The sequence below is a fragment of the Sandaracinus amylolyticus genome (assembly GCF_021631985.1).
GTDB lineage: Bacteria > Myxococcota_A > Polyangia > Polyangiales > Sandaracinaceae > Sandaracinus > Sandaracinus amylolyticus_A.
On record NZ_CP070225.1, the window covers coordinates 7,480,372 to 7,503,102 of the forward strand.

Sequence of the window (22,731 nt, forward strand, 5' to 3'; positions counted from 1 at the left end):
CCCCCCGTGGTGGGGGCGAGGTGCATTCGTGTACTCTCGCTGCCCTAGCCGAGAGGTGGATCGGGGATGTCTTTGCGAGCATTGGGTTGGCTCGTTCTCTTGACTTGTGCAGGCGCAAGCATCGCGGGCTGCGCCGACGGAGGAGACGGAGGAGGCGGAGGTCGACGCGACGCATCGAGCGGGCAGACCGACGGAGGCACACGAGACTCGGGCAGCACCGGCGAGTGCACGCGCGACGACGAGTGCGAGGACGACGGGATCTTCTGCAACGGCACGGTCATCTGCCGGGAGTCCCGCTGCATCGCGAGCGGGATCCCGACCTGCGACGACGCGGTCGCGTGCACCGTCGACAGCTGCGACCCGACCGCGGACGCCTGTCAGAACGTGCCCGACGACTCGGCGTGTCCCGACGAGCTGACGTGCTTCTTGCGCGTGGGCTGCAGCGACGCGCCCGCGTGCGAGTTCGACAGCGACTGCGCGGACGACGGCGTCTTCTGCAACGGCGTCGAGACCTGCGTCGAGATGGAAGGCCGACGTCAGTGCCGCAGCTCGGGCACGCGCGACTGCGCCGACGCGAACAGCTGCAGCGCGGACGAGTGCAACGACGCGTTGGCCGCCTGCGTGAACACGGTCTACCCCGACGTGCTGACGAATCCCGCGCACTGCGGCACGGGCTCCGACGACTGCGTGGTGTGCCCGGCTCCTGCCACGGGCGCGATGCACGTCGTGACGGCCTGCACCGAAGGCGGGTGCGGGTTCTTGTGCGAGGAGGGTTGGTTCGACACCGACTCGAACCTCGCGAACGGCTGCGAGTGCGGCTCGGATCCCGGATCGGTCGACGATCCCGACGACTCGTTCACCGACACGAACTGCGACGGCATCGACGGCGACGCCGCGCACGCGATCTTCGTCGCGCCGAGCGGTCGCGACACGCAGCCGGGCACGCGCACGCAGCCCAAGCGCACGCTCGCGGCGGCGATCACCGCCGCGACGGCGATGGGCTTCGATGTCTACGTCGGCGTCGGTGACTACACGATCACGTCGACGCTCCAGCTCGCGAACGGCGTGAGCATCTACGGCGGCTACGACGCCGCGGCGAGCTGGGCGCGCTCCGACTCGACGATCGCGCACATCTCGGGCCCTGCCACGGCCGTCCGCGCACAGGGCATCTCGACGCCGACCGTCGTCGATCGCATCGACGTGACCGCGGCGAGCAACGTGGCGCCGGGCGGGGCGAGCATCGCGGTGCACGCGATCGACGCGCCGGGGCTGATCTGGCGCGTGGGCGTCGTCGAGGCGGGCCAGGGCGGCGCGGGCACCGGAGGCACCGGCGGCACGCGCGGCGACCCGGGCGGCGACGGAAACCCGAGCGTCGGCGGCGTGGAGTACGGCGGCGGCTGCCTCGGGATCGGCTGCTCGACGAACACGCGACCGGGCCAGCAGCCCGGCGGGACGAGCAGCTGTGGTCGTACCGGCGGCAACGGAGGCACCGGCGGCGGCGCGAACGGCGGCGGCAGCAACGGCACGACCGGCGCGGGCGGCACGATGGCGGGCCCGGGCGCGGGCAGCGCCGAGCAGAACGGCGGCTCGGGCGCCAACGGAACGGGCGGCGGCGCAGGCACCGAGGGCGGGGCAGGAAGCGCGGCGGGCTCGATCGTCGGCGACGGATGGCAGCCCGGCAACGGCGGCAACGGCGGCACCGGCACGCACGGCAACGGCGGCGGCGGTGGCGGTGGCGGTGGCGGTGACACGCCCGGCGCGTGCGAGTGCAACTCGAGCGGCGACACCGGTGCGGGCGGCGGCGCGGGCGGGTGCGGCGGCACCGGCGGCAATGGCGGTGGTGGCGGCGGAGCGTCGTTCGGCTTCTTGATCGTGCGCTCCGATCTCACGCTCGAGCTGCTCGAGATTCGCACCAGCGTGGGCGGCGACGGCGGCACCGGCGGCACCGGCGGCAACGGCGGTGACGGGGGGGACGGCGGGCTCGGCAGCGCCGAGGCCGGCTGGACCGGATCGCGCGACGACGACTCGCAGGGACGCGGCGGTGGAGGCGGTGACGGCGGCAACGGTGGCCGCGGCGGTCATGGCGGTGGCGGTGGCGGCGGCCCGACCGCCGGCATCGCACGCGACGCGGGCTCCTCGATCTCCGTCTCGCTGATCAGCTACACCCGCGGCAGCTCGGGCATCGGCGGAGACAGCGCGGGCAACCGCGGCCAGCGCGGCGCGAGCATGGACGAGCTGGTGCTCTGATCGAGTGACATTCGAGGCCCGGCGGGGTGCCCGCCGGGCCTCGACGCGCTCGAGTGCTGTGCGGTTGTCGCCACCCGCAACGTGGCGTCGAATTCGCCGCAACGCGTAAGCGCGGGCGGCTCCGTACCGCACTGCGTGACGAGCACCGTACGAACCGGATCCGCCCGCGGAACGATCGCTCGTCACGGCCGCAGCACGAGCTCCCACGCGTCGGTCAGCGACGACGAGCCGCTGACGCGATTGCGACCACCCGCGACGACGAGTCGCTCCGTGGTCGATGAAAGCGAGCGGTGGAGGATCGACGTGTGTCCGGTGCGGCCGCTCGGTCGGGACGTCGTCGTCGGTTCGATCCGAGCCCACTCGAGCACGTCCGGGCTGCGGATCGTGAGCCGCCACGCGTCGTCGTAGTAGCTGCTCGTGTCGAGATCGGCGTCGCGATCGATCCCGCCGAAGTACACGATCTCCGCGAGCCCATCGCGCTCGACGGCAGCCGCCGAGTGCCCCGATCGCGGCGGCGGTGCGTCCCCGTCTGGCATGACTGCGGAGAACGTTCCACCGCACGTGTCGAGGAACCACACGTCGCTCGCGGAGCTCTGCGCTCCGGTGCTCCCACCGAACATCCACGCACCGACCACCGGCTGGGTCGTTGCGACGATCGCGGTGCGCGCACGCGCGCTCGGCCAAATAGCGGACGTGGATGCGGCGCGGATCTCACATTGTCGTTCGTTGGGCTCGCGACACGCAACTTCCCAGAGCTCGTCCAACAGCGCTCCGGTGCCCGTCCGGGTGCCCCCGAAGAGCCAGGTGGTAGCTCGGCAGCTCGCGCGGACCGCCGAGCTGCCGGTGCGCTGCGGCAGCGAGAGCATGCTCGTCGGCCCCCCGGGCTCCGTGGCGAACGCCAACCGACGCCACGTGAGCCCCGGAGCCTCGACGACGGTCCAAGCACCGTCGTCCACCGGCATGCCTTCGGCATCGGTGCCGAGATAGACGAGGTCGCTCCTTGCGCTCCCGACGCTGCGGATTCCCTCACGTACGAGGGGGCGGCCGCTCAGTGGGTCGGCAGCTATCGGAATCGACGTCCAGCGGGCGCGCTCGGGATCGAGCTGCCAATACCGTTCGCTGGACGCCCCGTCTCTGACCGCGAGCGTTCGATCGGGGCCGAGGTGGTACGACGTCTCGGACAGCCCGACCGGAACGTCGAGCGACGCCAGCAACACCGCCGCAGCGCTGCCTTCGAGCCGCGCGAGGCTCACCGTGCTCGACCTCGGATCGGGCGCGACGCGAAAGTACTGGAGGGCTTGCCCGGGGCCCGCGGGGTCGCGAGCGACGACGCCGAGGAAATCCGCGCTCTCGAAGCTCTCGAGCTGTGTGTTCAGCATGGACGCAGAGGGATCGAACCGAACGAGACCCCGCTGCGCACCCTCCGACGACAGCGCACCCACACCGCCCGCGACGAAGATCGCGCCGTCGGCGACAGCCGCCGACGCGCCGACGAGGCCGCTGGGGAGCGTCACGCCCTCGACCAACTCGCCGCGGGGATCGGCGGGATCGAGCGACAGCCGCACCACCTGGTCGGAGATCGTCCCGTCAGGCATCAGACCGCCGAACGCATAGGCCACCGACGGCTCACTCGGCGCGAGCGCGACGGCGGCGCCTCCGCGCGCCTCGATTCCGGGTGGCGTCGGGAACGAGCGCCACTCGGGTATCTCCCGGCGCACGTCGAGCGCATGCACGGTCGCGAGTTCTCCGCCGTCGTCGAAGCCCGGGAGGAGCCAGAGCACCTCTGTCGCCGGATCGAAGAGAACCGAGATGAAGCGCGAGTGCTCGGAAACCGACCCCGAGGCATCGAGCTTCGTCCAGCGCTCGTGCCCGCGGTCGGCCAGGTCGAGCGCGAACACGTCGACTGCCGCGGAGATCCCAGGCTGAATCGCGACGACGTACATGCGATCGTGAATCGGATCGATGGTCGCGCCGAGAACGACGTGCATCGCCACAGGCCCGGCTCCGGTCGTCGCGAGTGGAGTGAATCGCAGGACACCAGCTTCGACCCGCGTCTCCCACGCAACGCCGAGCGACACGACGATCCAACGCGAATGCCGCTCGTCGTACGAGACCGCCACCGAGGAGAACGAAAGGTGCGGCAGCAGCGGTCGCCATGCAGGCGCCGCCTGTACCGTCACGGGCCCTACCCTGACGCGCGGGCCATCGATCTCGCCTGCTCTTGCCCACGCTTCGAGATGGACCTGCTGCCCGGCGTCCAGCGCTGCCGTATCGAGGCGAGACTCAGTTCCACTCGAGACATCGTCGATGAACCACTCGTATTCGACGTCGATGCCGGACAGCCCGGCACCGGCGATCGCACCAGGATGGGCCCGCAGGAGCTCGCCCGCGATCGGCTGATACGACGAGAGCCCAACAGTAGTCAGCACGGGAACCGACGAGATCGCCGCATCGAGCGACGCGTCTGCCGCGACCCCGGCGTCGCCGCCCGCTGGCTCGTACACGCATACCTCCCCCGTCCAGACGCGTGGCTCGCGGCAGACGCACCGCTTTTCGCTGCGGTCGTACTCGGTGCCCGCACTGCAGAGCGGGTCTTCACAGGCTGCGAGCAACAGAGCGAGCGCGAGAAATCGACGCACGAGAGAGCCTCCCCGGTGAACGGGCGCGCCATCGACCCACGTCGCGCGCCGTTGCCCCGCGCGAGCGGTAGCACCCGCACTCTTGCGCGTCAGCGCGATCAGTCGCTCTCGATCGACGCCAGCGCGGTGCGGGCTCGCCGCAGCTCTTCGCGCAGCGTGATCGTCTTCGTCTCGTCGGGGGCCGCGTGCCTGCGCAGCCACGCGCGCAGGTGCACCGCGGCCTTGCGGCGATCGCCGAGCTCGTACGCGATCATCCCGAGCAGCCACTGGCCGTAGCCTTCGCGCGCCGGGCTCTTCTGCAGCGCCATCACGATCGCGTCGAGCTCGGGGACCGCGATGTCCGCCGTGAGCCTCACGTACGCGGAGTGCGCGCGGACCATCGCGCGGTCTCGCGTCGCCCATCGCTCGGCCCTCCGCAACGAGCGCAGCGCGTCGTCGACGTCGCCGGCCCAGTGCTGGAAGGTACCTAGGCTCCAGTGGTGGAAGCTGCGTCGCTCCGCCGGCGCATGACGCGCCGCGAGGCGTTGCTGCGCGATCGCCTCCGACAGCTCGCCCAGCGCGGCGAGGACGCGCGCGGCGTCGTGGTGAGCGATGTCGCGCAGAGGGCCGATCGAGGCCATCTGCTCGGCCACTTCGACCGCCTTGCGCAAGCGTCGTGCTTCGACGTGCGACAGGTAGAGCTGTCGCAGGAGCAACACCTGCGTATCGGGGTCGAGGTCGGAGGAATCGAGGGCGAGCCCCGCGCGCGCCCATCGCGCTCGCGCCTTCGCGTCGGATGCCGAGAGCGCCAGCCGGAGGAAATCTTCCGCCGACTCCGGTGCCTCGGCCTCCTTGGGCCGCGTCACGTCGCACGCTCCTGGAGCAAACGTCGCAAGCGGATTCCTCAGTGATAGCACAGGGGGATCCACTGTCGAATCATGGGTGGATCCGCGTACTTCCAGAGATCTATCCACAGCGTGTCCACGGGGGCCCACAGGATGTGGATCAGACGACGTACCGTACGTGATCTGCGCAGGCCGAGCAGGCCACGCGCGTGCGTCTTCCCGCGCTCAATCGAGCGGCGGGTCGACGATGTCGTCGTGGGGCGGCGGCGGCGGCGCGTCGGGGTCGAAGAAGAAGCGTGCGAGCTCTTCCTCGCGGGCGCGCGCGTCCTCGAGGCCCATGCGCATCAGGTCGCGCGCGTAGTGGCCGTCGAAGAGCAGGTAGCTCACGAGGTCGGCGTCGCTGCCCTCGCCGATGTCGAGCAGCTTGAGCAGGCCGCGGCCGAGCAGGCGCCCGAAGCGCACGTGGTTCTTGCGCAGGTGATCGTTCGCGACGCGCCCGATGTCTTCGCGCGGATAGATCGCGAGCGAGTGGATGCGGTGGCGCGCGGGGCGTCCCATCGCGACCGCGCGCGCGTTCATCATGTCGACGAACTGCGGGCCGAAGAGCGCGACGCCGTCGTCGAGGAAGCGGTTCTGTCGCTCGAGCTCGAGGAAGTCGGCGTTCACGTGATCGAGCAGGAACGCATTGAGGATCTTCCCGAGGAGGAACGCGACGCCGGGGTACACGCCGGGCGCGAACGCGGGCGTCGGCGTGAGCGGCTGGCTCGCGAGCGAGACGACGAGCAGGCGCCGCGCGCCGAGGTGGATCGCCGGCGACATCGGCGTGTTGAGGCGCAGGCCGCCGTCGACGAAGAGCTCGCCGCGCACCGCGACCGGCGGGAAGAGCATCGGGATCGCGGCGGACGCGAGCACGTGCTGCGGGCCGATGCGATCGGGGCGCAGCACGACGTTCGGCGGCAGACCGACCGGGAGCTCCACGTCGGGCGCGCGATCGACGAAGATCCACGGGCGTCCGGTCGCCACGTGCGTCGCGCTGATCGTCAGCGCCTTGAGCACGCCGCGCCGCAGGTTCCGCACGAGGCGCTGCCAGCGCATGTTCTCGTCGACGATCCGCGTGAGCGGCGTCGCGTCGAAGAGCCCGGCGCCGCTGCGGCCGCCCATCACGACGCGCCCGAGCTTGGTCGCCTGCATCACGCCGAAGCCGATCACCTGATCGAGCTCGAGCGCGCTCCAGAGCTGCCCGAGACGCTCGACGCCCGGGATCGGATCGTCGAGCACCGACGCGAGATAGCCGCCGTTGATCGCGCCGACGCTGGTGCCGCAGACGATGTCGATGCGTGGTGCGCCGCAGCGCCGCGCGAGCTCACCGAAGACGTACGAGAGGACGCCCGCTTCGTACGCGCCACGCGCTCCACCACCGGCGAGGACGATCGCGGAGTGACCGCGGTGGGTGGACGGAGGCGGGATGCTCGCGTGGATCGGGATCGGCACGTGGCCGTCATCCTAGCCGAGAACACGGAGGCATCGGGGATGATCGTCAGGGCTCGTCGACGAGCTGGCGCAGGCGCTCGTTGGCGAGCGTGGAGCCGCCGATCGGACGGCCGTCGAGGCTCGAGAGATCGACGCGCGAGAGCTCGACGCGCGCGCTCCACACCTCGCGATGCACCTCGCGCGCGAGGCGCTGCGGGAGCGTGAGCGTGGCGAGCTCGGGGTCGCGCTCGACCTCGGCGGCGCGCGCTTCGTCGGACTCGGGCGGCGCGCTCGCTTCGACGCAGCGGAGCTCGTTGCCGCTCGCGGTGCGCAGGCACGCGCGGAGGCCGCGCGCAGTGGGCTCGACGTCGAGCGCCAGCGCTCCGTCGCGCTCGGTGATGCGCGGTGACGACGCGAGGAGCGACGCGGCGAGCTCGGAGTCACCGCCGCGATGCGAGATCGCGACCGGCAGCGCGATGCCGAGGCGACGCAGCACGCCGGGATCGAGCTCCATCGCGGTCGCGTAGAGCTCGTACGCCTGCGACTCCATCCCCGCGTCGTCGGCAGCCGCCGCGGCGATCGCGGCGACCCGCGCGCGCACCAGCGCGAAGCCGCGCGCCGACTCGAGCTGCGGAAGAACCCGCTGCGCGAGCGCGACCGCGGTCTCGCCATCACCGCGCGCGGCGGCGATCTCGACGTCGAGCGCGTCGTAGAACGCGATCGCGCGCGCCTCCTGTCCGTCGCGCGCACGCGCATCCGCGAGCGCGACCGCGACGATCGCAGGGCCGAGCACCGACACGAGCTCGCCGGTGAGCCACGGCGAGAGCCCGGTGACGCCGCCCGCCATGTACGGGCGCAGCGTGTCGATCAATCGCTCGTCGTCGGCGAGCACGCCGAGGATGCGCTCGTCGTCGGGCCAGCGCGCGACGCGTCGCGGGATCGACTCGGCGAACCTCGAGACGCGCGCGCCGAGACCGGTCCACGACGCGCGCTCCGCGCGCTCCTCCTCGAGCGTGCGGCGGACGATGCGACGCAGCAGCGCGTGGCGTCCGCGCGCCTGCTCGGCGCCGTCGGTGGTGAGGCCGCGGCGATCGGGGCGCGCGAGGGCGCGATCGATGCGCTCCTCGGCGCGCGCGGTCTCGCCCGCGAGCAACATCACGATCGCGGCGACCGCCTCGGTCTCGGCGCGACCTTGATCGCGCATCGACGCGGGCTGTCGATCGTTCCACCGCACCATCGACGCGAACGCGCCGAGGGCGTCGTCCATGCGCCCCTCGCTCAGGTAGAGCTCGACCAGGAGCTGCCAGGGATCGGCGCCGGTGGGCTCGAAGCGCTGCACACCTTCGAGCGCGTAACGCTCCGCCTCTTCGAAGCGCAGCGCGACCGTCGCGGCGAGCGCGGCGTTGTACGCGTCGACCGCGATGCCGGGCTGCTCTTCGTCCGCGGCGGCGCGCTCGACCCCGCGGCGCGCGTCCTCGAGCGCGGCGAGGCACGCGTTGAAGTAGGGCTCACGCGTGCGCGCTTCGCCCTCGAGCGCGCACATCGCGTTGAGGCCCGCCGAGCGCTGCCACGGGTTCGGCGAATTCTCCGCGACCGATGCGAACTGGCGCGCTTCGTCCTGTCGCCCGAGCTTCATCAGCGGCCAGCAGCGCTCCGCGACGAGGTCGGGATCGTAGAGGTGGTCGTAGTAGCCGAGGAGCTCGAGCTGGTAGTCGTAGAGCTCCATCTGACCGGCGAGCCGCGACGTCGTGTAGAGCAGCTCCTGGTGGAACGGCGAGTGCGGATCGAGCGTGCCGTGCTCGTGCAGCTCGCGCGCGCGACCGAGGTGGAACATCGCGCGACCGAGCGAGCCCTCGGCCTCGAAGAGCACGCGGCCGAGCACGTAGTGACCCACGATCGAGTCGGGGTCGCGGCGCAGCACGCGCTCGGCCTGGGTGCGCGCGCCCACCGCCATTCCGTCGGACAAGAGCTGCAGCGCTTCGTCCTCGTCGGGCGCGTGCGCGTCGGGAAGGGACGCGTCCTGCGCTTCGCCGATCGACACCAGCGCGGTGACGATCGCGATCACCGCGATCGATCTACCGCGCGACACGCCGCACCAGCTTCTCGAGCGGGCCTGCGACGAGCTCGTCGGTGAGCGCGTAGACCTCGCCCGCGCCGGGCGCGAGCTCGAGGCGATGGCAGAAGATGAAGTGCGCGAGCGCGCGCACGTCCTCGTCGGTCACGTAGTTGCGGCGACGCGTGAGCGCGCGGGCCTGGAGCGCCGGGATCATCAGCACCAGCGCGCGCGTCGAGAGACCCTGCAGCACCCGCGGATCGCGGCGTGTCGTCTCCGCGATGTCGACCAGGCACTCGCGGATCTCGGGCGCCATGTGGATCTGCGACTCGACGACCTCGCGCGCGTCGAGGATCTCGGTGCGCGTGATGCGCGGGATGTCGTCCTCCGCGCCGCCCGCGTGGCGCCGCGCGCGGATCGACGCGAGCACCTCGAGCTCGGCGTCGCGCGGGATGTGCTTCATCTTGATCTTGAAGAGGAAGCGATCGAGCTGCGCGCTCGGCAGCGGGAACGTGCCGCTGAAGTCGAGCGGGTTCTGGGTCGCGATCACGAAGAAGAGCGGGTCGAGCTTGCGCGTGCGGTTGTCGACCGTGACCTGCTTCTCGCCCATCGCCTCGAGCAGCGCGCTCTGCACCTTCGGCGACGTGCGGTTGATCTCGTCGGCGAGCACGACGTGCGCGAACACCGGGCCCGGGCGGAAGAAGAACTTGTTGGTGTTGGGATCGAAGATCGTCGTGCCGGTGACGTCGCTCGGGAGCAGATCGGGCGTGAACTGGATGCGGCGGATCGCGACGATGTCGTCGTCGGGACGATCGTCGATGATGCAGTCGCCGAGCGCCTTCGCGAGCGTCGTCTTGCCCGAGCCGGGGAAGTCCTCGAGCAGCACGTGCCCGTCGGCCAGCATCGCGATGATGATCGTGTCGATCACGTCGTCGCGTCCGCGCACCGCGCGCGCGAGCCGGCCGCGCATGCGCTGCACGACGCCGTAGGCGCCGTCGAGCGTCTCGATGCGGGGCGCGGGCGTGTAGGTGATGTGCTCGCTCTGGATGCCGCCGTGATCGGTCTCTCTGCCCATTGGGATCACCTCATCGCGAGTCGAGGAACGAGAGCGGATGCGCGAGGCCGAGCAGGCGTCGCCACGTCTTGGTCGAGGTGCGCAGCTCGCGCTTCATCGATGCGGTCGCGTCGCGCCATGCCGAGGCATCGGAGGGCGGTGCGCCGGGATGGCCGAGGCGCGATGCGAGCAACAATGCGGTCGCGCGCTCGAACGCGGGCGCGAGGCGCGCGGCCCGGGCCGCGAACTGCTCGCGCGTCTCGCCGTGCTCGCGCACCAGGCCCACCTCGGCGAGGCGATCGAGCGCGGCGCGGTACGCGAGGCGCGGGCGCGTGCGATTCGATGCGAAGGTGGGCGCGACGCGGCGCCAGAGCTTGATCGTGTAGAGCGCAGCGAGCACCAGCGCGAGGGCGAGCGCGAAGAGGATCCACATCGCGGTCGCGAGCGAGCCCTGCTGCCTTCGCGTCTGCTGCGGCTCGATCTCGTCCTCGGGATCCGGCGGCTGCTCGCGCGCCATCTCGCCGAGGCGCTGCTGGAGCTCTTCGTCCTGCGGCGGGCGCGGCGGGTCGAGGTTCTCGTGCGCGGCGATGTCGAGGACGATCCAGCCCACACCCTCGACGTAGACCTCGGGCCACGCGTGCGCGTCGCCCGCTTGGATCACCAGCGACGAGCCGCCGCGACGGTTCGCCTCTTCGCTCATGTACCCGATGCCGATGCGCGAGGGCACGCCCGCGGCGCGGAACAGGAACACCGCCGCGTGCGCGAAGTGCACGCAGTAGCCGATGCGGTTGCCGAAGAAGAAGTCGACCACGGGATCGGCCGCGTCGGCGTGGCGCTCGCGCGTGGAGTACGTGAGCATGCCGTCGAGGCGCAGCTTGATCGCGACCGCGCGCGCGAAGGGATCGTCGCGGCGCGCCTCGGGCATCGACGCGATCGTCTCGTCGGCGAACTGCTGGAAGCGCGGATCGGGATGCGTCGTGAGGTAGAGCGCGCGCACCTCGGCGGGCCACGCGGGATCGCCGGTACCTCGTCCGAGCAGATCTTGGTACCCGATGGTCTGTGCCAGGGAGAAGAACCGATATGCGCGGCGGAATTGGCCGGGATTCGGGTTGCGTGCCTCGGCGAACCACACCGGTGACTCGAGCGCGAAGGGCAGCGGGTGGTTGATCAGCAGCGCGACGGTCGCGGGCACCCGATCACGACCGAGCTCGGGCGGCGGCGCGCTCACCGGAGCGCGGGAGGTCGGCATCGCGCGCGCGAGATCGCCGTCGGCTCCGTCGCGCGTGGTGGGCACGAGGCGCGCGCCCTCGAGCTCGGTCCACGCCTCTTGGCGGAAGTAGTAGTTGCCCGAGGGCGGCGAGTAGTCGCGCTCGAAGAGCACCACGGCGACCGGTGAGGATCCGCCGCCGCCGCTGGGCGGAGGTCGATCCTGGAGATCGCTGGGATCGACCGGGCCGCCCTGCTCGCCCTGATCGCCGGTCTCGCGCGGCGGCGGGAGCTCGTGATCGCCGACGCCGGCGTCCCACGCGCTCGGCTGGCCGCCGCCGCCGCCGTCGCGCTGCGAGCCTCCGCCTCCGCCGCTGGTCGACGCGTCGCCACCAGCGCCCGCGCCGCCTCCGCCATCGGAGATCGACGCGTCACCACCACCGCCGCTGCTCGCACCGCCGTCGATCGACGCGTCGCCACCGCCGCCGCTCGCGCCGCCGTCGATCGACGCATCGGCGCGGCCGCCCGCGCCGCCGTCGAGGCCACCGTCGCTGCTGCCGCCTCCGCCGCCGTCGACCCGTCCCGCGTCGCCGCTGCCTCCACCGTCGCGCGGCACGCCGCCGTCGAGGCCGCTGCTGGTGCCGCCTTGGTCGTCGCCTTCTTCGCCGGTGTCGTTGCCCTGCTGATCGCTGTCGATCGAGTCGGGCGAGCTCTCGCCGAGCTCGGCCTGCTCGCGCGTGATCTCGAAGCACGACACCGCGAGCATCGCGACGAGCGGCACCAGCGGGAGCGCGGCGAGGCTGAGGCGTCCCTTGCGCTCGAAGAGCAGGAGCGAGATCGCGACGAGCGCGGAGCCGACGCCGATCGCGAGGATGACGTCGGCCGGATCGATCCCGCGGCGCCACGCGAAGTCGCTGAGCCAGAGCGGGCGCACCACGATGCCGCCGCGATGCGCAGCGAGCGCAGCCGCGACCGAGAGCACGAGGAACGCGAGCTCGAGCGCGATCCACGAGGGATGTCGCTTCGCCGTCGCGCGCATCGCCGCGGTCGCGAAGAACGCGACGCTGCCGTAGGAGACGAAGCTCGTGAGGTGCAGCGAGAGGCCGGTGCCGAGCGCGGCGACGATGCCCTCGACGCGCACGATCGTCCCGCCGATCGCGAGGCCGATGCCCGCGACCGCGGCGAGCCCGCCGAGCACCCACGAGAGGCGCAGCGGGGTGCGCGCGAGCAGCTCGCCCGCGAGCACGCCCGCCATCGCGCCGAGCACCGCCGCGGTGATGCCGGTGCCCATCGCGACGTCGGCGACCAGGCAGAACGTCGCGATGCCCATCGTGACGACGCGCAGCGGATGCCGCGCGCTGCGCACGAAGCGCGTGAAGAGCGTGTCGCGATCGGCCTCGCGCGCGCGGTCGACCTTCTGCATCACGCGCCCGCCGCCGGATGCACGTGACCGCCGCGGCGATCGACGATCACGATCTTCGCGCGCAGCTTGCCGAGCTCGGCGACGACCTGCTGGAGCTCGCTCTGCGCGACCGCGATCTCGCGCTCCTCGCGATCCTGGAGCGCGAGCTTCGCGAGGCCGGAGCGCGGCTTCGCGCGATCGACTCCGTCGGTGCACACGACGAACTCGATCGGCGCGCGGCCGGCGACGTCGAGCGGGAGCTCCTTCGCGGCGTGCACCACACCGGCGAGCCACGGACCGGGCCTGCCGGGCACGAACACCACCGCGCGCCCTGCCCCGTCCTTGCTCGCCTTGCGGAGGAACGCGCCGAGCCCGCTGCCCGCGCGCTCGTGCGGTGCGGACGCGCTCTTCGCGAGCGCCTCGAGCGCGGCGTCGCGCGTGGTCGCGGGCGCATCGACTCCGTCGGCACCGAACGCCCAGTCGCCGCCGAGCGCACCGACGTCGACCGCGACGCGCGCCGCGCCCGCCGCGGGCTCGTCGGCGGGACCGGTCACGAGATACGCGAGCGTGCGGCGCGCCGCGGAGAGCGCCTTCTCGGGGGTGCGGATCACGAGCTCGCGGGTGCGCGCGAACACGCTCCACAGCACGAAGCGGATCGGATCGCCGGGCGCGTACTGGCGCAGATCGAGGCGCTCGCCGTCGGGCGATCCCGCGGGATGCGTGATGTCGCTGCCGCCCGAGAGCGTGTGCACGACGTGCATCTGCTTGAGCCCGCCGACCGACGGCAGGATGTGCACCGGGCGCGTCTCGACGTGCTCCATCGCGATCGCGCAGAGGCCGAACGCGTCGCCGACCTCGATGCGTCGAGTGAGCGAGTCGCTCCACCGGCGCGCACGCGGCGTGACCTCTTCGTCGATCCACGCGCCCGCTTCGAGCATCCGCAAGTCGGCGTGCGGCGCGATCCAGCGCCACGTCACGCGCGCGCCGGGGAGCCAGCGCAGGCGCGGGAGCCGAAAGCCGGTGCGCGCCGGGAAGCCGCACTCGATCGAGAGCGCGTTGCCCGCATCGATGCGGCGCAGCGCGATCGCGACGCGCCATCGCGCGATGACCACGGTCAGGATTCCGAGCGCCAGCGCGACGCCGACGATCGCGCTCGCGCCGAGGAGCACGAGGTCGACCTGGCGCACGCCGATCCAGAGCGCGAGCGACACCAGCGCGACCACGACGACGCCAAGCCGCGTGAGCGGGAACACGTCGCGCGCGCGGCGAGCGAATCGTGCGAGGCGCGCATTCATCGTCAGAGCCAGCCGCAGCCGCGCATCTCCGGATAGAACGCGGGCGGGCGCGGGTTCACCGAGGGCGACTGCGCGCTCTCGACGGGAGGACAGCGGATGCGGCGGAACACCGCGGGCTCGTCGACGGCGCGTCCTCCGTCGTTGTTGACGGATTGGAACTCGAGGATCGACGGGTCGATCACGCCGGTGAAGTTGTCGAGGTTGTAGCCGCCGGGGCCGCCCTGACAGCGCACCTCGTCGAGGCGCCACATGCCGACGCCCCCGAAGAACACGCGGTTGTCGGGACCGACCGAGCCGCGCGCGTCCATCGACACGATCCAGTCGTAGCCGCCGCGCGAGCAGGGAGGCGGCTCCTCGTCCTGCGGCGTGCCGCTCCACTGGTGGTTCTGGATCGTGCCGACGAGCTGTCCCGGCTGCCCGGGCACGCGACGCATCGTGAGCGTGAACACGGTCCAGTCGCGATAGACCTCGCTGTACGTGTGCGATCGCCAGACGCCCGCGACGTACTCGTCGTCGCACTCGGCGGCGGGAGGAAGACGCGCGCGTTGCTCTTCGATCGTGCCGTGGCCGAGGCTCGGCACGAGCCACGCCGAGGCGAAGCAGGTCGCGGCGACGACGAGCGAGATGCGGCGGCGTGCGCGTCGCGGATCTCGCGGGGGCGCGGAGGTCGCCTGCGTCATCGACGCGTGACGCTATCACGACGTGCAGGCCCCACGCGCGGCGATCGAGTAGAGTCGACGCGCCGGATGGGATGACCGCGAGCGCCGACGACGCGACGGGCGAGACGCTGGCGAGCGGGCGCTTCGAGCTGCTGCGCAAGCTGGGCGCGGGTGGGTTCGGCACCGTGTACGAGGCGCGCGATCGCGCGCGCGAGGCGGTCGTCGCGCTGAAGGTGCTCGATCGCGCATCGCCTACCGCGCTCGCCCAGCTGAAGCGCGAGTTCCGCGAGCTCGCCGACCTCGCGCACCCGAACCTGGTGCGGCTCGACGAGCTCCACGTCGCCGGAGATCGCTACTTCTTCACGATGGAGCGGGTCGAGGGCGTCGACGTGCGGCGCTGGGTGCTCGGGCTCTCGGATCGCAGCGAGCAGACGACGCGCGTCGCGGTGCGCGGGACGCGCGGCGACGCGACCGAGGAGATCGACGATCCGGAAGAGCCGCCGCGCACGCGCGTCGCGCCCGATCTCGATCGGCTGCGCCAGGCGCTCGTGCAGATCGTGCGCGGCCTCGCGCACCTCCACGCGCAGGGGATGCTGCACTGCGACGTGAAGCCCTCGAACGTGCTGGTCGACACCGAGCACGCGCGCGTGGTGCTCGTCGACTTCGGGCTCGTGAGCGACGCGGATCGCACCCAGCGCGCACGCGCTGCGGCGGGAACGCCGCGCTACATGTCGCCCGAGATGATCGCCGGCGAGCCGCTCGGCCCGGCGAGCGACCTCTATCAAGTCGGGGTGATCGCGCACGAGCTGCTCACGGGCGCGACGCCCTTCGTCGGCCCGGCCGCGCAGGTGCTCGCGGCGAAGGTGTTCGGCCCGGCACCGCGCATCGTCGACACCGAGGGCCTGCCCGAGGATCTCGTCGCGCTCACCGAGGCGCTGCTCGCGCGCGATGCGAGCGAGCGTCCCGACGCCGCGGCAGTGCTGCGCGCGCTGGGCGACGACCACGTGGTGGCGCGTCCGGCGCGTGCCGCGTTCGTCGGGCGCACGCGCGAGCTCGAGGCGCTCGGCGCGGCCGCGTCGTCGGCGCGCTCGGGACGCGCCGTGGTGGTCTCGGTGCGCGGGCCGAGCGGCATCGGCAAGACGCGCCTCGTCGAGCGCTTCACCAGCGATCTCGTGCGGCGCGAGGCGCGCACGCTGGTGCTCGCGGCGCGCTGTCGCGAGCAGGACTGGCTGCCGTACAAGGCGATCGATCCCGCGATGGACACGCTGCTCGAGTGGTTGCTCGAGCTGCCGCAGGCGGAGCGCAGCGCCGCGATCGGCGACGACGAGGTCGCCGCGCTCTCGCAGGTGTTCCCGTCGTATCGCGAGCTGCTCGCGGGGCGCAGCTCCGCACCGCCCGCGGTGAGCCCGAGCGAGCGACGCCGCGCGCTCGCAGGCGCGCTGCGCGCGGTCATCGGCCGCATCGCGCGCGCGCGACGGCTCGTCTTGTGGATCGACGACGCCCAGTGGGCCGATGCCGACAGCGCGCGGCTGCTCGCCGATGCGCTCGAGGGGCCCGCGCTGCCGGTGCTGGTGATCGTCTCGCGCCGTGGCACCGAGATCGCGAGCGCGTTCGAGGAAGTGCTCGCGCGCGACGCGCCCGGCCTCGAGCGACGGGGCGTCGAGGTCGCGCCGCTCTCGCGCGACGACGCGCGCACCCTCGTGCAGCACCTCGCTGCGTCGGCGGGCGACACCACGCCGCTGCGCCGCCTGGTCGACGTCGCCGACGGCAATCCGTTCCTGCTCGTCGAGCTCGCGGAGCAAGCGCGCGTCGATCGCGCGGTGCTCGAGGAGACGACGGGCGCGGAGACGGTGCTGCTCCACCGCGTGGATCGCCTCGAGCCGCATGCGCGCGCGATGCTCGAGACGGTCGTCACCGCGGGCAAGCCGATCGCACGCCGGATCGCCGGTCGGATCGCGGGTGTGCGGGGTGACGACGAGCTCGCCGCGCTCGCCGCGCTGCGCGCCGCGCGCTTCGTCACGGTGCACGTCGCGCCGGGCGTGGAGCGCATCGAGGCCTCGCACGATCGGGTGCGCGAGCTGACCTACGCCGCGCTCGATCCGATGCGCCGTCGCGCGCTGCACGGCGCGCTCGCGGTCGCACTCGGCGAGAGCGGGCACGTCGATCCCGAGACGCTCTCCTTCCATCACGAGCGCGCCGGTGATCTCGGCGCCGCGGCCCGCGAGGCCGAGCGCGCCGGCGATCTCGCGGTGCGCGCCCTCGCGTTCCAGCGCGCCGCGGAGTCCTATCGCCGCGCGCTCGCGCTGCGCGATCACGACGGGCCCACGCGCGCACGCCTGCTCGAGCGCGTCGGCGACGCACACGCCCACGCCGGTCGCGCCGCCGATGCCGCGCGCGCGTTCACGCAGGCCGCCGCGCTCGCGCCCGGCCGTGCCCACGCGCTCGATCTGCGACGCCGCGCCGCCGCGCTCCTGCTCACCGCAGGTCACGTCGAAGAAGGCCTCCACGATCTGCGCGAGGTGCTCGCCGCGGTCGGGCTCACGATCCCCAGCTCGCGCGCCGCGATCCTCGCGCGCGCGCTCGCGGCGCGCGGCGTGCTCGAGCTGCGCGGCTTCGACTTCGTCGAGCGCCCCGCGGCGCTGGTGCCCGAGGAAGAGCTGCTCGCGGTCGACGCGGCGTACTCCGCGGCGTCGGGGCTCTCGCTGATCGACACCGCGGCGGGCGCGTACTTCTCCACGCTGCACGTCGAGCGCGCGCTGCGCGCCGGTGAGCTCTCGCGCGTCGCGCGTGCTCTCTCGCTCGAGGTCCCGTACCTCGCGGGGATCGGAGGCGCGGGTCGCTCGCCGCGCGAGCGCCGCGTCCTCGAGCTCGCGCGCTCGCTCGCGGCGCGCACCGAGGACGCCGAGACCACCGCGCGCCTCCGCTTCTGCGAAGGCTCTGCGTCGTTCCTCCACGCCGAGTGGGCCGAGGCCGCGCGCATGCTCGAGCTCGCCGCGATCGAGCTGCGGGCCGCGGAGCGCGGTCTCTTCCACGAGATCGTCACCGCCGAGCACTTCACGCTCGCCGCGCTCGGGTGGCTCGGCGAGTGGCGCGAGCTCACGCGTCGTCTGCCCGACGTGCTGCTCCGCGCGCGCGACGCCGGCGATCTCTACGCGGAGACCACGATCGCGACCGCGGTCGGCCACTACACCGCGCTCGCCGCGGACGATCCGCGCGCCGCGCGCGCGACGCTCGAGGACGGCATCGGTCGCTGGCCTCGCGCGGGCTTCTTCATCCAGCACTACGACGTGCTCATCTCGCAGACCGACGTCGATCTCTACGAGTCCCTCGGTCGCGGCGAGGACGCGCTGCATCGCGTGCGCGCGAGCTGGAGCGCGCTGCGCGGCTCGCTCCTCCGCTTCGTGCAGGTCATCCGCGTGGAGTCGGACTACGGGCTCGGTCGTGTGCTCGTCGCCGCGGCGGCGTCGCGCGAAGCGGGCCTCGGGCGTGCGGCGTTGCTGCGCGAGGCGCGCTCGTGCGCGCGCTCGCTCTCGCGCGAGGGCATCCCGTGGGCCCGCGGGCTCGGCGCGTTGATCGAGGCCGCGTGCGAGATCACGGTGCGCGACGAGCGCGCCGCGATCCACGCGCTGCGCACGGCCGAGCGCGCGCTGAGCGAGTCGCACTGCACGCTGCTCGCGGCAGCGGCGGCCTGGCGTCGTGCCGCGATCGAAGAGGACGCGCGCACCGTCGCGATCGCGCGCGAGCGCTTCACCGCGCAGGGCATCCGCGCGCCCGAGCGGCTCGTCGCGATGATGTGCCCCGGCGCGTGGTGATCACCGGAAGCGCGACCAATCGAAGTCGCTCCCGTCGATCGGCTCGGCGTCCACCACGAGCTGGGGCCGCGGATATCCCTCGCGCGCCGCGATCGCGAGCAGGGGCCGCAGCGCGCCCCACTCGGTTCGTCGATCGGCCTGGATCATCAGGGTGCCCGGGAATCGCTCGCAGGGATGCAGGACCGACCAGTTGCGTCGTTGCGCTGCGAGCTCGCCCGCGATCGTCGTCTCGTCGGCGCGCCGTCCGTCGAGGGTCGGCACCCCGGAGCGCGGCACCACCAACGTCGGTGCGAGCTCGAGATCCAGCCCGTGCTCGGCGCGCGGGAGATCGATCGCGATCCGCCCGCACCCGCACACCTCACCGGTCGCGCGGAAGAACGGCAGCTCCCACACGATCACGCACAGGCACACGACGAGGAGCGTCCACGCACAGCCCGAGATGCTCGGATCGACCCGCACGCGCCGCGATCGCCGCTTCATACGAAGCGCTCCGACCGCGCGCGGCGCGCCGGGTTCCCGCTCGTGATCACGCCTTCGGCGGGAAGAGCTCGGCGTAGCTCGGGCCCCATCCGCGCTCCGCGCGGCGCAACAGCACCGAGTAGCTCGCCGCACCGAGCGCGACGTGGAGTCGCTGCGCGAGCCGCGAGTCGCACGGCTCGAGGGGCTGCGGCGGCGCGAAGAGCCGATACGCCGCGCCGCCCGGCTGATCGGCGAACATCACGCGCAGCTGCGTCACCTGCTGCTTGCGCATCAACGCGTCGGCGATCGCCGCCCCCGGCCGGAACCCCACGCCGAGCCCGATGTACGACGCGACGCCGAGCGCGGTCACCGCGTCGTAGAGCACGTCGCGCTTGGGATCGATCCGGAAGTCGAGCTGCTCCACGCCGGGCTGCGGCTGCGCGTGCGTCATCGGCGTGCCGAAGAAGCGCACCAGCGTGCCGCCGAGATCCTGCGCCGACATCGGCGTGAGCCAGCGCCCCTCGCGCATCGCCGGCGCGCTCGCCCCGGTGCGGTGCGCGAGCACCACCCGCGCGACGAGATCACGACCGAGCTCCGCCGGCATGCCCGCGTGCCGCACGTTGCGATCGATCGTCTCGAGCGCCTGTCGTGCGAGCGGATCGTCGTTCCACAGCCCCTGTGCCGCGGCGTGTGCGCCCGCGGGGTCCGTCTCGCTCGGCGAGGGCCACGCAGTGGGCGGCTCGATGCGCTCGCCGGGCGCGATCTGCGTCGTGAGCGCCTGATAGAACGCACCGAGCGGCTGCACGAGCTCGCCGAAGATCAGCTCGTGCTTGGTGCTGCCCGCGAAGAGCGCCGCGTGGTTCGTGAGCATCCCCGTCTTCGTCTCGGCGCGCGTCAGCTCCGCGTGCGTCACCGAGAACCGCCGGCTGTTGAACGACCCGGGCCCGCTGATCGACGACCACCCCGACACCGCGGTGCGGCGATCCGTGATCGCCATCGCGAGCCGGTGCTCGTAGCCCTTCGGTCGATCGACGAGCAGCGCCGACGCGAGGATGCGCTCGCCCGCGTGGAGCTCGAGCCCGACCCCCGAGCCCGTGATCGCCTCGACGCCCGCGTCCCGCGCATCGGCGAAGAGCGCCATCGAGAGCTCCGAGGTGTCGATCATCCCCGGCTTGCGGTGGAAGGGCTTCAGCGTCTGCGCGACGAGGCGACGAACGGGCGAGTCGGTCACGGGCTCTGTCTACCTCCGGGCGCGACGTCGCGTTCCCTCCGAGCGCGCGCGGCTCCGTCGCGATCACGATCGAGCGTCTCGCGTACGGTGCGCAAGAGCCCATCGGGCCCGTACGGCTTCGCGAGCATCGGAGGGGTCCGCGTCCGGACCGCGGAGGTGCGCTCGTCGCGCTCCTCGAGCGCGTGCTCGGGGATCGCCGACGCCGAGTACCCGCTGGTCAGGATCACCCTCACGTCGGGCGCGATCGCGCGGATCTGCTGGTGCGCGCGCCACCCGTCGAGCCGCGGCATGATCACGTCGAGCATCACGAGATCGATCTCGTGCCCGCGCGCCCGGAAGACCTCGACCGCTTCCGCGCCGTCGGTCGCCTCGACGACGCGATAGCCCGCGGCCTCCAGCGTGCGCTTCGCCATCCGCAGCACGAGCGGCTCGTCGTCGGCGACCAGGATCGTCTCGTGCCCACCGCGCGGCGCGGGCTGCGCCGCGGGCACCATCGCGCGCGCTCCCTGCTGGCGCGGCAGCCGCACGATCATGCGCGTGCCGAGGCCCGGCGCGCTCACCACGTCGATCGCCCCGCCGTGCTGTCGCACGATGCCGTGCGCGACCGCGAGCCCGAGCCCGGTCGCCGTGCCCACCGGCTTCGTCGTGTAGAAGGGCTCGAAGATGCGCAGTCGCTCGCTCTCCGGGATGCCGACGCCGGTGTCGGTGACCTCGATCAGCACGTCGTGATCGACCACGTTCGTCGAGAGCGTCAGGCGCCCTCCCGACGCCATCGCGTCGCGCGCGTTCACGCAGAGGTTGAGCAGCACCTGCTCGAGCCGGTGCAGATCGCCGCGCACCACCGCGTCGCCCTCGACGCGCCCGAGCACCACCTCGATCGAGCGCGGCAGCACGCGCTGCATCATCGACGCGATCGCGCTCACCAGCGCCGGCACGTCGACGTCCTCGAGCTGCAGCGCGCTCCGCCGCCCGAACGCGAGCAGCTGCTGGGTCAGCGAGGCCGCGCGCTGCGACGCCTCCACGATCTCCTGCAGCTCGTCGTCCGGCGACTGGCCGTTCGCGGCGCGTCGTCGCGCGCACTCCGCGCCCGCCGAGATCACGGTGAGCAGGTTGTTGAAGTCGTGCGCGATGCCGCCCGCGAGCAGCCCGATGCTCTCGAGCCGCTGCACCTGCTCGAGCTTGCGCTCGAGCTCGCGCCGCTCGAGCTCCGCGAGACGGATCGCGGTCACGTCGATGATCGTGCCCACCACGGTCGCGCCGGTGGCGCGCTCCTCGAGCCGCGCGCAGCTGAGCACGTGCAGCCACGCGCCGCTGCGCGTGTCCTGCACGCGGTACTCGTGCTCGTAGCTGTCGGAGCGCCCGGCGATCAGCGCGTCCATCGCGGTCCGCATGCGCTCGACGTCGTCGGGATGCACCAGCCCGAGCCAGCGTGCGCGCGTGAGCCGTTCGTTCTGATCGCCGAGCACGCGCCCGACCCACCCGACGTGCTGCACCTCGCCGCTCGCGACGTCGAGCTCCCACAGCGCGACGTTGCCCGCGCGCAGCGCGCGCTCGAGGCGCGACTCGCTGTCGTGCAGCGCCGAGAGCGCCTGCTGCTCGCGCGAGACGTCCTTCGCGACGAGGAGCGCGCGCGCGATCTCGCCCGGCATGCGGATCGCGTGCACGACGTACGCGCCACCATCGACCGTGCTCTGCGCGGTCCAGCGCACGTCCTGTCCGGTCGCGAAGAGACGCTCGAGCTTCTGCGAGACCTCTTCGCGCATGTCGGGCTGCGCGAGATCGTCGATGCGCTTGCCGATCACCGCGTCCTCGGTGGTGTCGTGCCGGGTGCGGTTCACGAAGCGGATGCGGTGGTCGCGATCGAGCTCGAGCACGTAGTCCGGCAGTCGCTCCAGGATCTCGTGCACGCGCCGCTCGCTCGCGCGCAGCTCGAGCTCGGCGCGCTTCTGCGCGGTCACGTCGGTGGTGAGCAACATGACGCGCGGCTCGCCGTTCTCGGGCGGCGCGATCACCACGCGCACGCGATGCCAGCGCGGCTCCACGCCGTCGCCGCTCGCGAGGAGCTCGAGCTCGTCGGGCGCGCCCGTCTCGAGCACGCGCTCGATCGCCTCGATGGTGCGCGCGCGCGCCGAGGGCTCGACGTAGTCCTCGACCCGCGCGCCTCCGATCATCGCGTCGCGCGGGACGCCGGGCGGTGTGCGGTTCACCCAGCGGAAGCGGCGCTCGCGATCGACGATGCAGACGTAGTCCGGCAGGTACGACGCGAGCTCGCGATAGCGCTGCTCGGCGCGCGCATCGATGTCGGTCGCGGCGCCGGCGCCGTCGTCCTCGCCTTCGCGAACGCGCTGCATGGACCGGCGAGCCTATCAGCGCGATGTGC

Annotated in this window: 13 protein-coding genes; 2 read left to right on the forward strand and 11 right to left on the reverse strand. The window is 72.6% G+C overall.

The features are described from left to right. Positions 1-99 precede the first annotated feature (99 nt). Positions 100-2,247 carry a hypothetical protein gene (locus tag I5071_RS46695; protein ID WP_268921167.1) on the forward strand — a complete coding sequence of 716 codons (2,148 nt, stop codon included), beginning with the start codon at positions 100-102 and terminating at the stop codon, positions 2,245-2,247. 182 nt (positions 2,248-2,429) lie between these two features. On the opposite strand, the gene I5071_RS31660 is transcribed toward I5071_RS46695, so the two are convergent. The 8 genes from I5071_RS31660 to I5071_RS31695 form a co-directional block, all read right to left on the reverse strand. Next, positions 2,430-4,886 carry a Kelch repeat-containing protein gene (locus I5071_RS31660; protein WP_236516992.1) on the reverse strand — a complete coding sequence of 819 codons (2,457 nt, stop codon included), beginning with the start codon at positions 4,884-4,886 and terminating at the stop codon, positions 2,430-2,432. Between the two features lie 98 nt (positions 4,887-4,984). Then, positions 4,985-5,731 carry a tetratricopeptide repeat protein gene (locus I5071_RS31665; RefSeq protein ID WP_236516993.1) on the reverse strand — a complete coding sequence of 249 codons (747 nt, stop codon included), beginning with the start codon at positions 5,729-5,731 and terminating at the stop codon, positions 4,985-4,987. A gap of 204 nt (positions 5,732-5,935) precedes the next feature. After that, entirely contained in the window at positions 5,936-7,201 is a 1,266-nt protein-coding gene (locus tag I5071_RS31670; RefSeq protein WP_236516994.1) for a patatin-like phospholipase family protein, read from the reverse strand. A 46-nt stretch (positions 7,202-7,247) separates the two neighbouring features. Further along, entirely contained in the window at positions 7,248-9,269 is a 2,022-nt protein-coding gene (locus I5071_RS31675) for a hypothetical protein (protein ID WP_236516995.1), read from the reverse strand. Further along, positions 9,256-10,308: an AAA family ATPase gene (locus I5071_RS31680; protein ID WP_236516996.1), complete on the reverse strand. Its 1,053-nt coding sequence runs from the start codon at positions 10,306-10,308 to the stop codon at positions 9,256-9,258. Before I5071_RS31680 ends, I5071_RS31675 begins: the two co-directional genes overlap by 14 nt. A 10-nt stretch (positions 10,309-10,318) precedes the next feature. Next, positions 10,319-12,916 carry a transglutaminase-like domain-containing protein gene (locus I5071_RS31685; RefSeq protein WP_236516997.1) on the reverse strand — a complete coding sequence of 866 codons (2,598 nt, stop codon included), beginning with the start codon at positions 12,914-12,916 and terminating at the stop codon, positions 10,319-10,321. Further along, the gene (locus I5071_RS31690) at positions 12,916-14,190 is read right to left on the reverse strand and encodes a DUF58 domain-containing protein (RefSeq protein ID WP_236516998.1); all 1,275 of its coding nucleotides are present in this window, start codon (positions 14,188-14,190) and stop codon (positions 12,916-12,918) included. The genes I5071_RS31685 and I5071_RS31690 overlap by 1 nt, the downstream gene beginning before the upstream one ends. 2 nt (positions 14,191-14,192) lie before the next feature. Continuing rightward, complete coding sequence (locus tag I5071_RS31695) at positions 14,193-14,870, reverse strand: hypothetical protein (protein ID WP_236516999.1); 678 nt, start codon at positions 14,868-14,870, stop codon at positions 14,193-14,195. Between the two features lie 71 nt (positions 14,871-14,941). Between I5071_RS31695 and I5071_RS31700 the strand changes: the two genes are divergently transcribed. Continuing rightward, a complete protein-coding gene (locus I5071_RS31700) occupies positions 14,942-18,661 on the forward strand; it encodes a serine/threonine-protein kinase PknK (protein ID WP_236517000.1) in 3,720 nt (1,239 codons plus the stop codon). Here I5071_RS31700 and I5071_RS31705 read toward each other — a convergent pair whose 3' ends face one another. The 3 genes from I5071_RS31705 to I5071_RS31715 are packed head-to-tail and all read right to left on the reverse strand — an operon-like array spanning position 18,662 to position 22,702. Beyond that, on the reverse strand, positions 18,662-19,141 hold the full coding sequence (locus I5071_RS31705) for an ExbD/TolR family protein (protein ID WP_236517001.1): 480 nt from the start codon (positions 19,139-19,141) through the stop codon (positions 18,662-18,664). A 46-nt stretch (positions 19,142-19,187) separates the two neighbouring features. Next, positions 19,188-20,351 carry a hypothetical protein gene (locus I5071_RS31710; RefSeq protein WP_236517002.1) on the reverse strand — a complete coding sequence of 388 codons (1,164 nt, stop codon included), beginning with the start codon at positions 20,349-20,351 and terminating at the stop codon, positions 19,188-19,190. Continuing rightward, entirely contained in the window at positions 20,348-22,702 is a 2,355-nt protein-coding gene (locus I5071_RS31715) for an ATP-binding protein (protein WP_236517003.1), read from the reverse strand. The genes I5071_RS31710 and I5071_RS31715 overlap by 4 nt, the downstream gene beginning before the upstream one ends. Positions 22,703-22,731: the final 29 nt, after the last annotated feature.